This window comes from Gordonia sp. NPDC003504 (genome assembly GCF_053587995.1).
The window spans coordinates 1-11,381 of the sequence record NZ_JBSFPC010000020.1 but is presented as its reverse complement, the minus strand read 5'-3'; the positions used below and the strand labels follow the sequence as shown (position 1 = coordinate 11,381).

The window sequence follows — 11,381 nt, the reverse complement described above, 5'->3', positions numbered from 1 at the left end:
CCATGAGCTGGTTGACGATCCTGTGGCTGGTGCCCGCCGTCGCCGCGGTCGCCGTCCTCACCGTGCCGGCCGGGCGGCCGGACATCGCGAAGTGGCTGGGTCTGGGTGCGACCCTGGTGGTGCTGGCCTGCGCGATCGGCCTCGCGGTCGGCTACGACCCGAATGGGGCACGCTACCAGTTCGTTTCCGACGTGAGCTGGATTCCGTCGTTCGGTGCCCGCTACGAACTCGGGCTCGACGGCATCGGGCTGGTGCTGATCCTGTTGACCGCCGTGCTCATGCCGCTGCTGATCGCCGCGGGCTGGCACGACGCCGATCATTCCGGCTCCCTGGACGATTCGGGCGGACGACGACAGAAGGGCCCGCACACCTACGTCGCGTTGATGCTGTCGGTGCAGGCGATGGTGTTGATGAGTTTCGTCGCGACCGACGTGCTGCTGTTCTACATCGTGTTCGAGGCCATGCTCATCCCGATGTACTTCCTGATCGGCGGATTCGGCACCGGCGATCATCGGGCGGCGGCGGCGGTGAAGTTCCTGCTGTACAACCTCTTCGGTGGGCTGCTGATGCTCGCCGCGGTGATCGGGCTGTATGTGGTGACCGCCCGGGCCGATCTCGGCGTGGGCGGCGGCGGTACGTTCAGCCTACCCGCCATCACCGAGGCGGTCGCTCGGGGCGACCTCGGTGCGAGCACGGGCGTGATGTCATTGCTGTTCGGCGGCTTCATGATCGCGTTCGCGATCAAGGCACCCCTGTGGCCCTTCCATTCCTGGCTGCCCGATTCCGCGGTCGCCGCGACACCCGCGTCGGCGGTGCTCATGATGGCGGTGGTCGACAAGGTCGGCACCTTCGCGATGCTGCGGTTCTGTCTGCAACTGTTCCCGGAGGCGTCGCGGACCTTCGCGCCGCTGATCGCGGCACTCGCCGTGATCGGTATCGTCTACGGCGCGATCCTGGCGATCGCCCAGACCGACGTGATGCGGCTGATCTCCTACACGTCGATCTCCCACTTCGGCTTCATCATCCTGGGCGTGTTCGCGTTGACCACCCAATCACAGAGCGGCGCAACGCTGTACATGGTCAATCACGGAATATCGACGGCGGCACTGTTTCTCATCGCCGGTTTCCTGGTGTCGCGGCGCGGCAGTCGGCTGATCGCCGATTACGGTGGCGTCGCGAAGATCGCCCCGGTGCTCGCCGGCACCTTCCTCGTCGCCGGCCTGGCCACCCTGTCGCTACCCGGGTTGTCACCGTTCATCAGTGAGTTCCTGGTCCTCATCGGCACTTTCACCCGTTATCCGGTGGCCGCGGTCGCTGCGAGCGGCGCGCTGGTGCTGTCGGCGATCTACATACTCTGGACCTATCAACGGATGATGGGTGGGCCGCCGAAACCCATCGAGGGTCCGGGTGCGGCGCGCCGGACGATGCCCGACCTCGGCGGGCGGGAACGCCTCGTCGTCGCCCCGCTGCTCGCCCTGCTCCTGGTCTTCGGCTTCTTCCCGCAACCACTGCTGACCCTGATCAATCCGACGGTGGCGCACACCGTGTCGACCTCCGGTACCGAGAACCCCGCACCCGCGATCCCCCCGGGAGGTGCCCGATGACCACCGCAACGCTGGCGGCGATCACCCCACCCGACGTCGAATACTCGCTGCTGTCACCGATGCTCCTCGTGTTCGGCTTCGGCGTGATCGGGGTCATCGTGGAGGCCTTCGCACCGCGGTCGGGGCGGTGGCGGCTGCAGCTCGTGCTGTCGTTGACGGCCTTGGGCGCCGCCCTGATCGCGGTGATCGCGGTGGCGATCGGGGTCACCCGTGACGGCGGTATCGGCCGGTCGGCGATGTCGGGTGCGGTGATCATCGATCGCCCGGCACTGTTCCTGCAGGGCCTGCTGGTGGTGGTGTCGATCCTGGCGGTGGCGTTCATGGCCGAACGCGGACTCGAACGGGTCGTCACACCGTCGACACGTCGAGCGACGCCGGCGGGTCGAAGTTCCTCGATACGAGCACGATTCAGTGACGGACCGGGGGCGGCCGCGCAGGCGACCCTCGACGGTGCCAACGCCGACATGTTCACCCCGTCGGGGGCGAGCGAACCCAACTCCGACGACGAGTCCGACGCCACCCGCGCGGGCGGGGTCACCACCGAGGTGTTCCCGCTGACCTTGCTCGCGGTCGGCGGGATGATGCTCTTCGTCGCCTGCGGTGACCTGCTGACCATGTTCATCGCGCTCGAGGTGTTCTCCCTGCCGCTGTATCTGCTGTGTGCGCTGGCTCGCCGAAGACGCCTGCTCTCGCAGGAGGCGTCGCTGAAATATTTTCTGCTGGGGGCATTCTCGTCGGCGTTCTTCCTGTTCGGCGCGGCCTTCGTCTACGGCGGCACCGGCTCCCTGCACCTTGATGCCATCGGGTTGGCTGTCACCGACGCCGCGAACAACGACGCCGTCGGCCTACCACTGATCGGTCTCGCACTGCTCTCGGTGGGATTGCTGTTCAAGGTGGGGGCCATGCCATTTCACTCCTGGGTGCCCGACGTCTATCAGGGTGCGCCCACGCCGGTGACCGCATTTATGGCCGCGGCCACCAAGATCGCCGCATTCGGTGCGCTGCTGCGCGTGTTCTATGTCGGCTTCGGCGGGGTTGCCGACGATTGGAGGCCGGTGCTGTGGGTGATCGCCATCCTCACCATGCTCGGCGGCGCGGTGATGGCGGTGACACAGTCCGATATCAAACGGCTGCTGGCATATTCGGCGGTGACGCACACCGGTTTCATCCTGCTGGGTCTGATCGCCTACGACGAGGCAGGTCTGAGTGCGACATTGTTCTACCTTGCGGCCTATGCATTCTCGACGTTCGGAGCCTTCGCCACGGTGGCGGTGGTGCGCGAACCCACCACCTTCGCCGAGTCACGCACCGGGCCATCCGGCCCACACCTGTCCGGCCGGGAGGCCACCGGACTGGATCAGTGGGCGGGCCTGGGTCGCCGCTATCCGCTTGTCGGAGCGATGTTCTCGATGTTCCTGCTGGCGTTCGCCGGTATACCGCTGACGAGTGGTTTCATCGCCAAATTCGATGTGTTCGCCGCGGTCGCCGGCAGTGGCGGCGCGGTCCTGGTGGTGATCGGCGTGATCAGCAGCGCCATCGCCGCGTACTTCTACATCCGCATCATCGTCGCCATGTTCTTCGCCGACGTCCCCGTCGACGCGCCACATGTGGTGCGGCCCAGTCCCTTGACGACGGTGCCGATCGCGTTGTGCACGGCCGTCACTATCGTGCTGGGATTCTTCCCGCAGCCCCTGCTGGATCTGGTCGGGGCGGCGGGCAACTTCCTCTAGGCGAACAGCGGCACAGTGGTGCCGGGTTCGGCGCCGTAACGATCGACCACCTTGTTCAGCTCACCCTGCATGTACCAGGTGTGCAGTCCGAAAGCGAACATCAGCAGCCAGCACAGCAGCGGATTGCACGTCTCGGCGAGGCCGGCGCTGCGTTGCGCGTCGCGAATCCGCTTGCCCGCGTTGTTGAAGCCGATGATCGGTGCGATGACGGTCCAGCCGAGGAACAGGATGACCAGCATCGGACCGGCCACCGGGATCTCCTTGCGGCGGTCGAAGGCGGCCATCTCCTTGTGGATCTTGTAGTACCAGACGAATGTGTAGATACCGAGGGTGATGATCGGCAATACGAGCCACACCGCAATGGTGTTGCGCCGCTTCATCTGTTGACCGTCGGCCACCGGTACCGAACCGGGCTGCGCGAGCGCTGACGACCCCGTCATCGCCGGCAACGGAGCCGACTGTGATTGCGCGGCAGCAGGATTGGCCTGCCCCGGTGGCGGACCGAACGGCGCCGGGGCATCCGGGACCGCGCTCGACGGCGCACCGGGCGGAGCGAACGGGGCGGCCTGGGGTGGCGGCGGTCCGTAACCGACGGGCACCTGCCCGGCCTGTTGCCCCACCGTCGGCGCCTGCCCCGGTCCGCCGGCATCGGGTGCCTGATGACGGGGCGGCGCCAGGGGGATCGACTGGACGGGCGGCGGCGCCTGACGCGAACGCTGCCCCGGCGGCGGATAGCCGGCCTGCCCGGGGGCCTGCGGTGGCGGTCCGGACGGTGGTGATGTGCGGGTGTGCACCTTGGTCGGTGCCGCGGTCGGTGACGGCGTCGGCGGACGCAGGTACTGGGTGGTCTGCGCGGACGGTCCGGGCGTCGGCGGTGGGGGCGTCGGCGATGGGGGCGACGTCGGAGCGGTGCTCGGTGGTGCGCCGGGCGGGGTCGGCACCCGGTACTGCGTGGTGGGGCCATCGAGCGGGCACGAGGTCGGCGCGTCGTCCGGGTTCTGTGGAGAGCTCACCTCTACGATGATCAGCCATCACCGGTGGTCGGTCCACCGGGTTCGCTCAATTGGTGGACACCCCGTCGCGCGGGCTGCTGAAAATGGGGGAAGACAGTTCGTCCGCGGGGAATCGCTTCGTCCCGTGGAAATTCCTCGCCGACGACGCGGCTTCTGGGGGAGGAACGTTCTTCCCCCACATTTCGCCGACGAAACTCTCCCGCATTCGCGCCGAAAACCAAAATGGCCTCCCACCTGTACAGATGGGAGGCCATTTCTGGCGGTGGCGGAGGGATTTGAACCCTCGGTACGGGGTTACCGTACACAGCATTTCGAGTGCTGCACCTTCGGCCGCTCGGACACGCCACCGCCGAAGACTGTACCGCAGGAGCCCGTCCAGCCTTAAATCTGCTGGTCAGGCCCGTAAAGGCGCTGTCAGTGGCCGGTCAGCTTGTCCTTGAGGTCGTCCACCTTGCCCTTGACGGCATCGGCGACGTCGCTGATCTTCTGTTTGCCCTCGGCGACGGCCTGATCGCCCTGACCTTCGGCTTTGAGGTCATCGTCGCCGGTCAGACTCCCGGCTGCTTCCTTGCCACGACCCTTGAGGTCTTCGGCCTTGTTCTTCGCGTCATCGGAAAGTGCCATGTGGTGCCTCCTGTACCTGGGCGTCACGCGCGAATGCGTTCCGCCTCGGCGGGAAGATGCAGGTGGGCCGCGTCTCGACCCCCGCATCGATGGCGCGTACGTCACGCGTGGTGCGTACGCGGGGGATGTTCCCGTCTCCACCGTACCGACGGTCGGCCGACGACGTCGGGCGCCGATACTCAGCTGCCGAACTTGCCCTTCAACTCGTCGAACTTCCCCTTGGCCGAACCGATCGCACCCTGAACCTTCTCGCTGCCGGCGAACTCGGTGATCTTGTCCTTCGCGGTACCGACGGCGTCCTGCACCTTCTCGTTCTCGACGACCTCGGTGAGTTTCTCCTTGGCCGAACCGATCGCACCCTGGACCTTCTCGCTGCCGGCCACCTCGGTGATCTTGTCCTTCGCGGTGCCGATGACCTCGTTGACCTTGTCTGCTGCGTCTGACATGACGTTCTCCTGCTCGGTGGGTGACGGTGAGTGGTGCCAGCCTGCTGTTCGTCCAATGTGCCACAGCACGAGCCGGGCCGAGCGGTATCACCCCGGCCTGCACGGATGTCCGCCGACAACCGCACCGACGCGTCAGGAGTCGCGTCGCGATGCAAAGAAACCCACCATCAGATCGCGACACTCGTCCTCGAGAATCCCGCCGCGGACCTGCGGCCGATGCGTCAACCGTGGGTCCCGGACGACATCCCACAGTGAGCCCACCGCACCGGTTTTCGGTTCCCAGGCCCCGAACACGAGGGCACCGATCCGGGACAGGGTGATGGCGCCGGCGCACATGGTGCAGGGTTCGACGGTGACGGCGATGGTGCACCCGGATAGCCGCCAACCGTCACCGAAGGCGGCGGCCGCAGCGCGCAGCGCCAGGATCTCGGCGTGGGCCGTCGGATCGGCGTCGACCTCTCGCCGGTTGGCGGCGCGGGCGAGTTCCACCCCGTCAGGGTCGAAGACGACGGCGCCGATCGGGATGTCGTCGGCACCGGACTCGCCGGCCGCCGACAGCGCGGACCGCATCATCGCCTCCCACGCGGCGAGTTGCGCTGCGCCCGAGACGGTCAATGCCCCAGCGAGTCCAGGACGTGCGAGAGTTCGTCGGCGAACCCGAGGCGGGCGGCGATCATGCCGATCTGTTCGTCGGCGTAGAGATCGGTGTCACCGACGATGACACCCATCACCGCGTCGGGGAGCCCGAGGTCGGCGAGGATTCCGAGATCGCCTTCCTCCCACGGATCCACGTCGTCGAGGTCGTCGGGGTCGATGTCGGGGACATCGATGTTCAGCGCGTCGAGGACGTCGGCGGCGATGTCGTAGTCGACGCCGGCGGTCGCATCGGAGAGCAGCAATCGGGCCCCACCGGGAGCCGGGCGGATCACGATGAAGAACTCCTCGTCGATGTCGAGCAGACCGAACACCGCACCCGCCACCCGCAGATCACGCAGCTGACGTTCGGCGGACTCGATGTCGGTCAGGGCCGTCGACTTGAGTGGTGTCACGCGCCATGCGGCGTCCTCGCGTACGACTGCGACCGCGAAGCCCTCGACTCCGTCGACGGCATCCTTGCTGTTGGAACCCGATACGTCCGCTCCGGCACCTGCCATGCAGGTCACGGTAGCCCGAAGGTGCCGCCCTCCCCAAGTCCCGAATGACCCACATCGAGGATTCCCCGCCCCGCCGACGATCTCGGTGTCCGATCTCCGTGTCCCCGCCCACCGGCGATGTGGAAATCTGGAGTCGTGACGGAGCGCGGCAATCGACCGGTGTGCATTCTCGGACTCGGACTGATCGGCGGATCGATGATGCAGGCGCTGGCCGCGTCGGGCCGCGCGACGTTCGGCTACAACCGATCCGCCGCCGGCGCCGCCACCGCGTCCGGACATGACGCGACGGTCGACCTTGCCGCCACCCTGCGCCGCGCCGCCACCGAGGACGCGGTGATCGTGCTGGCCACACCGGTGACGACGATCGAACCGATCGTCACCGCGATCGCCGAGCATGCGCCTGCGTGTCTGCTGACCGACGTCATCAGCGTCAAACAGCCCGTCGCCGAGATCCTGCGCCGGGCGTTTCCGCAGGCCCGATATGTTGGCGGGCACCCGATGGCCGGGACGAGCCGGTCCGGCTGGGAGGCGGCCGACCCGGACCTGTTCGGTGACGCAATGTGGATGGTGACCACCGAGGACGACACCGACGCCGCCGACTGGACCGTGGTCGCCGACCTTGCCCTGTCGCTCGGTGCCGCGGTGGTCCCGGCGGCCGCCGACGCTCACGATCGCGCGGTCGCCGCCATCTCACATCTGCCCCACCTCACCGCCGCGGCCACGGCGGCCGTGGGTGCCGGCGAAAGCGACCTCGCGCTGCGCCTGGCGGCCGGGAGTTTCCGTGACGGAACACGAGTCGCCGGGTCGGCCCCGGAATTGCAGCGGGCGATGATCGAGGCGAACTCGGTGGCCGTGCTCAACGTGCTCAGCGAGACCATCGACCGGCTCATCGCCGCCCGCGACGAACTGCGCGACCACGGCACGACCGCCGTCCTCATCGACGACGGGCATCGCGCACGGATGGCGTATGAGGCGATGAACGATCGACCGCGCGTCGCCATCACCGGTGTCGAGGTGGGTGCGCCGGGCTGGCAGAAGACGATGCGTGGCGCGGCCCACCGTGGTCACGTCTGGTTGGGCTGACCATCTCGGCGGGAACGCGTCGGCACACCGCGGGGCGACCGATCAGGCTCGGGCCGGTGATGTTCGGCCCCGGTGTGGTGTCCACTGCCGGCGGCCACCACGGCGTTCGCCGCACTGGTGTGTGGACCCACGACCCGATCGACAATGCCGAACGCCCGGGTGGTGCACCTCGGTGGTGGCCGTCGCGGCTACCGTTGGGCCGCTGAGCAGGACTGGCGCACTGAGCAGGACTGACGCACTGCGCGAACCCGCCTCAGACCCGGGTCGCCAGACCCGGATAGTCGATGACGAAACCGTTGTCGTCGACGCCGAGCGTCGACTGGGCGACAGGGGACACCACGGCGATGCCGTCCGAGGTGGCCGAGTATTGCAGGGTCGCGGCTTCCACCACACCGGTCGGCAGGTACACGTACACCACCGGCACATCGACCACACCCGTGGTCTGAGCCAGACCCAAGCGGCGGATCGGCAGGGCGTTGAACATCGGTGACAGGGCCAGATCGACATCCTGGGCGCCATTGAAGTCACCGCGGACGGTGTCGCCGTCGGAGTGGATCAGCCACTTGTTCTCCTCGTCGCGGGAGATACCGATCTGGGTTTCGCCACCCACCTGGACGAGGTGGATCGACAGGCGTTTGGTGACACCCGCATCGTTGGTGACCAGCTCGTACGACGCGGAGAACGCGTCGTACTCGTCGGTCGCTGCGGCAATGATCCTGCCGTAGGCCTTGATGCGCGAACCGTGGACGTTGACGCGGACCTGCTCCAGACGATTCGTGTCGACACCGCGCCACGTGATCATCGTCTTGAACTCGGCGACCTCGGTGTCCGAGGGTGCCTGGCCAGGGGCTGCTTGCGAAGAACTCACAGGACTACGGTAGCGACCCCCGGTCGCGCCCACACGTCGAGTACCGGAAACTGACCCGCCGGTCAGGCGAGACAGGACGCTGTTCGTCTCGTCGACTGGGCGTCGACGCTATCGGTCACCACCTGCTCACCGTCGACGGTGATCGAGCATTGTGCCGACGACCCACGCCCGGCCACCACCAGTAGCCGCAGCGGATTACGGCCCGCCTCGAAGCTCACGGTCCACGTCGGCGGCGGCGCGAACTCGGTCCGCACACCGACGTCGTCGACGTAGAGAATCGTTCCCGAGCCGTCGATGGTCACGGTGTAGGTGACCGCAGCACCGACGGGCACGGTCCCGCCACCCCGCGGAACGCTCGGCTCGGCGGTCCCCGGAAGCGACGGCTCGGTGGGCAGGGTGGGGATGGTCTGGTCGTCGGTGATGGTCGCCGGCGGGAGCGTGACCGTGGGTGTGGGCTGACGCAACGATCCGATACCCACGATGACCAGGCCGATGAGCACGACGCCGACCACCACCACGGCGCCGACGGTGATGCCCACGCCGGGTTCCATTCCCAGGAATCGTCGGGGCCTGCCCGGCGTGCCACCCGCCGGGCGTGACGACGTGGCGTCGGGCGCCCCAACCGCGGCCCGACCGCCGTAACCGGCCGCCGGCGTGCCCGTCGCCGCGGTGGTCGACAATGCGGCCGGCGGGGCCGTGGCCAGTCCGACACCGCCGATGCCGGATCGACGGCCATCGGCCGCGGTGGGGTGCAGGTCGGCGGGGGTGTAGCGGGGCATCCCGTTCGCCGAATATCCCAGCGGCGGGTAATTGCCGGGCAACAAGGGCGTGCGGTAGTCGTCACGGGGTCCATTGGGGCGGGGCCCCTCGGGGACCGCGGCGTCACCGTCGGCTCGTGGTCCGCCCGGTGATCCCATGGCTCCTCCGCCCGATGTGTCCGCCCGATGTGTGTCGTCGCGCCCGGCGTCGCTGCGCCGTGACCTATGCCCTCGACCTTACGGCGCCCCACGGACACGTCGCCGACGGTGCCGTCACCCTCCGCGTCAGAGGCGACTCTCCAGACGTGCGGTGAGCCCCGCCTCCTGCAGGTCTAGGCGCTCGAGCATGGCGCGCACCGCCTCGTCTTCCACCAGACCGCGATCGCGGTCGGCGACCAGGGCATCGCGTTGGGCGGCCAGCACCGTGCGGTAGAGCGCGGCGAAGGCGTCGGTGCGCGCGGTGTGGGCCTCGGGGTCGGGCATCTCCTCGGCGTCGCGGGACTGGCGGGCGACGGTCTCCTCGATGAAGGCCACCGTCGCGGCGTCGAGGCCGGGCGGCGGATTGGTGACGAAGTCCGCGATGACCCCGTCGGCGGCGGCGTGCACGATCGCCTCGGCGCGTGCGGTCTGCTCGATGTCGTAGCGTTCCTCGTCGTCGTTGTGCAGGTGCAGACGATTGATCAGCCATGGCAGCGTCGGCCCCTGGATGAGGATGGTGCCGACCGCGACGACGAAAGCGATCGCCTGGATCGCCGAGCGCTCCGGGAACTCCCCACCGTCGGCGATGGTCAGCGGGATACCGGAGGCCGCCGCCAGGGTGACCACCCCGCGCATCCCGGTCCAGGCCACCACCGTCGACTCCTGCCAGGTGAGCGGTCGGTTGTCGATGCGGCGGCGGAATCGTTGCAAAGCGGAGTCGTTGTCCCGCTTGACTTTTCCCGCAGCCGCACGACGCGGATTGGACGGCACCTGGACGTCGGCCGCGCTCTCGAGTCTCCGCGAGACGACACCGCGACCGAACATGGCGAACACGCACAGCGGGCGGATCACCAGGACGACAGCCAGCACCAGGATCGAGGCGATGGCGATCTGCAGCAGCGATTCCCGCGCCTCCCGCAGGTCTTCGACGATCCAGCGCATCTGCAGACCGATGTAGGCGAAGACGAACGCCTCGAGGAGCACGTCTACCGAGTTCCACACGTAGCGTTCCTGCAGCCGTGTCTGGTAGCCGGCATGCACCGACCCGGAGCCCACCACGAATCCGGCGATCACCACGGCGAGAACACCGGAGGCGTGCAGGTGTTCGGCGGCCAGGAAGGCGGCGAACGGCACCACGAACCCCTGCACGGTCTCCAGCGCCGGGTTGCGCAGATGCCGGCGAATCCAGAGCGTCACATATCCGAGGACGGCGCCGACGATGGGGCCGAGGATCGCGTTGTACCCGAAGAGCAGCAACGGATTCTCGATGAATGCGTGGGTGCTCGCGATCTGGGAGATGGCGATCGCGAAGAGCGACAGCGCGGCCGCGTCGTTGACGAGGCTCTCACCCGTCAGGATCGCCATCAGCCGTTTGGGCAGTCCGAGCTTGCGGCCGATGGCCACCGCGGTCACCGCGTCCGGAGGGGCGACTATGGCACCGAGCAGCAGCGCGAGGATGAACGTGAACTCGGGAATGAGCAGGGAGGCAATGGCTCCCACCGCAAAGGCGGTGACGACGACCATCGCGACGCCGAGGCCGAGGATCGGCTTGATGTTGCGGACGAAGCTGGGCACCGAGAAGCCCAGCGCCGCGGAGTACAGCAGCGGCGGCAGCACGACGGTGAGTAGGACCTCGGATTCGAGTTCGACGTGCGGCATGCCCGGGATGAACGACACGGCCAGCGCGACCACGACGATGATCAGGGCCGGCTGCATACCTCGACGGTCGGCGACCGCGGTGATGATGACGGCACCGACGAGCACCAAGATCAGCAGTTCCATGGGCAGAGATTCTGCCGGTAGATGTCCGAATCCGCCGGTTGTGGTGATGCGATGACCGGCCGCCCGGACCACGCGGCCGCCGAGGAACGGGCACAGAAATCGGTAGATCACGTTGTGTACC

General features: G+C 67.8%; 11 protein-coding genes and 1 tRNA gene. 3 read left to right on the top strand and 9 right to left on the bottom strand.

Annotation, left to right across the window (positions count from 1 at the left end; all coding sequences use genetic code 11):
* Positions 1 to 2: 2 nt before the first annotated feature.
* The gene (locus ACWDPV_RS22890) at positions 3 to 1,604 is read left to right on the top strand and encodes an NADH-quinone oxidoreductase subunit M (protein WP_449744818.1); all 1,602 of its coding nucleotides are present in this window, start codon (positions 3 to 5) and stop codon (positions 1,602 to 1,604) included.
* Entirely contained in the window at positions 1,601 to 3,334 is a 1,734-nt protein-coding gene (nuoN, locus tag ACWDPV_RS22885; RefSeq protein ID WP_449744817.1) for an NADH-quinone oxidoreductase subunit NuoN, read from the top strand. Before ACWDPV_RS22890 ends, nuoN begins: the two co-directional genes overlap by 4 nt.
* On the opposite strand, the gene ACWDPV_RS22880 is transcribed toward nuoN, so the two are convergent.
* The 6 genes from ACWDPV_RS22880 to ACWDPV_RS22855 all read right to left on the bottom strand — a co-directional run bounded on the left by ACWDPV_RS22880 (position 3,331) and on the right by ACWDPV_RS22855 (position 6,571).
* Positions 3,331 to 4,347 carry a DUF4234 domain-containing protein gene (locus tag ACWDPV_RS22880; protein ID WP_449744816.1) on the bottom strand — a complete coding sequence of 339 codons (1,017 nt, stop codon included), beginning with the start codon at positions 4,345 to 4,347 and terminating at the stop codon, positions 3,331 to 3,333. The genes nuoN and ACWDPV_RS22880 overlap by 4 nt on opposite strands.
* A 257-nt stretch (positions 4,348 to 4,604) precedes the next feature.
* A tRNA-Ser gene (locus tag ACWDPV_RS22875) sits at positions 4,605 to 4,695 on the bottom strand.
* Between the two features lie 66 nt (positions 4,696 to 4,761).
* Positions 4,762 to 4,971, bottom strand: coding sequence for a CsbD family protein (locus ACWDPV_RS22870; protein WP_449744815.1), 210 nt, complete (start codon positions 4,969 to 4,971; stop codon positions 4,762 to 4,764).
* Between the two features lie 179 nt (positions 4,972 to 5,150).
* Complete coding sequence (locus ACWDPV_RS22865) at positions 5,151 to 5,417, bottom strand: hypothetical protein (protein WP_449744814.1); 267 nt, start codon at positions 5,415 to 5,417, stop codon at positions 5,151 to 5,153.
* 132 nt (positions 5,418 to 5,549) lie between these two features.
* Positions 5,550 to 5,987, bottom strand: coding sequence for a nucleoside deaminase (locus ACWDPV_RS22860; RefSeq protein WP_449744839.1), 438 nt, complete (start codon positions 5,985 to 5,987; stop codon positions 5,550 to 5,552).
* Between the two features lie 41 nt (positions 5,988 to 6,028).
* A complete protein-coding gene (locus tag ACWDPV_RS22855) occupies positions 6,029 to 6,571 on the bottom strand; it encodes a tRNA adenosine deaminase-associated protein (protein WP_449744813.1) in 543 nt (180 codons plus the stop codon).
* 117 nt (positions 6,572 to 6,688) lie between these two features.
* Between ACWDPV_RS22855 and ACWDPV_RS22850 the strand changes: the two genes are divergently transcribed.
* A complete protein-coding gene (locus ACWDPV_RS22850; protein WP_449744812.1) occupies positions 6,689 to 7,654 on the top strand; it encodes a prephenate dehydrogenase in 966 nt (321 codons plus the stop codon).
* 253 nt (positions 7,655 to 7,907) lie between these two features.
* On the opposite strand, the gene ACWDPV_RS22845 is transcribed toward ACWDPV_RS22850, so the two are convergent.
* The 3 genes from ACWDPV_RS22845 to ACWDPV_RS22835 all read right to left on the bottom strand — a co-directional run bounded on the left by ACWDPV_RS22845 (position 7,908) and on the right by ACWDPV_RS22835 (position 11,260).
* Positions 7,908 to 8,522: a putative glycolipid-binding domain-containing protein gene (locus tag ACWDPV_RS22845; protein ID WP_449744811.1), complete on the bottom strand. Its 615-nt coding sequence runs from the start codon at positions 8,520 to 8,522 to the stop codon at positions 7,908 to 7,910.
* Between the two features lie 62 nt (positions 8,523 to 8,584).
* Positions 8,585 to 9,439: a hypothetical protein gene (locus ACWDPV_RS22840; protein WP_449744810.1), complete on the bottom strand. Its 855-nt coding sequence runs from the start codon at positions 9,437 to 9,439 to the stop codon at positions 8,585 to 8,587.
* A 126-nt stretch (positions 9,440 to 9,565) separates the two neighbouring features.
* Positions 9,566 to 11,260, bottom strand: coding sequence for a cation:proton antiporter (locus ACWDPV_RS22835; protein ID WP_449744838.1), 1,695 nt, complete (start codon positions 11,258 to 11,260; stop codon positions 9,566 to 9,568).
* Between the last annotated feature and the right edge of the window lie 121 nt (positions 11,261 to 11,381).

What these genes read in the sequence shown, in the direction of transcription:
- ACWDPV_RS22890 (WP_449744818.1), top strand. Translation starts at nt 3, where the DNA reads ATGAGCTGGTTGACGATCCTGTGGCTGGTGCCCGCCGTCGCCGCGGTC.
- nuoN (WP_449744817.1), top strand. Translation starts at nt 1,601, where the DNA reads ATGACCACCGCAACGCTGGCGGCGATCACCCCACCCGACGTCGAATAC.
- ACWDPV_RS22870 (WP_449744815.1), bottom strand. Translation starts at nt 4,971, where the DNA reads ATGGCACTTTCCGATGACGCGAAGAACAAGGCCGAAGACCTCAAGGGT.
- ACWDPV_RS22865 (WP_449744814.1), bottom strand. Translation starts at nt 5,417, where the DNA reads ATGTCAGACGCAGCAGACAAGGTCAACGAGGTCATCGGCACCGCGAAG.
- ACWDPV_RS22860 (WP_449744839.1), bottom strand. Translation starts at nt 5,987, where the DNA reads ATGCGGTCCGCGCTGTCGGCGGCCGGCGAGTCCGGTGCCGACGACATC.
- ACWDPV_RS22855 (WP_449744813.1), bottom strand. Translation starts at nt 6,571, where the DNA reads ATGGCAGGTGCCGGAGCGGACGTATCGGGTTCCAACAGCAAGGATGCC.
- ACWDPV_RS22850 (WP_449744812.1), top strand. Translation starts at nt 6,689, where the DNA reads ATGTGGAAATCTGGAGTCGTGACGGAGCGCGGCAATCGACCGGTGTGC.
- ACWDPV_RS22840 (WP_449744810.1), bottom strand. Translation starts at nt 9,439, where the DNA reads ATGGGATCACCGGGCGGACCACGAGCCGACGGTGACGCCGCGGTCCCC.
- ACWDPV_RS22835 (WP_449744838.1), bottom strand. Translation starts at nt 11,260, where the DNA reads ATGGAACTGCTGATCTTGGTGCTCGTCGGTGCCGTCATCATCACCGCG.